Raw genomic sequence first — 250 nt, 5'->3', positions numbered from 1 at the left:
GCAAAAGCGAAACTTTCTGCAAGGTCCAAAACTCTCACCATTATGCCGGGAGTTCCGCCGCAAAATTCGATCGAAGCCTACAATAAAGTGGGACAAAGCGTTCAAAACGTCATGATCTGCCCTACAAATCCGCTTGTACCTACTAATGATGTGAAAGTTTATGTAAATAATAAACTGCAATATGAAGAAAAGGACAGCTTAAATGGAAAAGCAAACTCTCTCGATACTCTCGATAGGAGAGGATAACCTG

Annotated in this window: 1 protein-coding gene; it reads left to right on the top strand. The window is 41.2% G+C overall.

All coding sequences use genetic code 11. From position 1 onward, the window contains the following. On the top strand, positions 1–246 hold a 246-nt coding region (locus P6709_RS20145; RefSeq protein ID WP_278242667.1), incomplete at its 5' end, for a hypothetical protein. Between the last annotated feature and the right edge of the window lie 4 nt (positions 247–250).

Origin of the sequence: Jeotgalibacillus sp. ET6 (assembly GCF_029667115.1) — a bacterium.
In the GTDB taxonomy this organism is placed as follows: domain Bacteria; phylum Bacillota; class Bacilli; order Bacillales; family Jeotgalibacillaceae; genus Jeotgalibacillus.
This window is presented reverse-complemented; position numbering and strand designations above follow the sequence as displayed.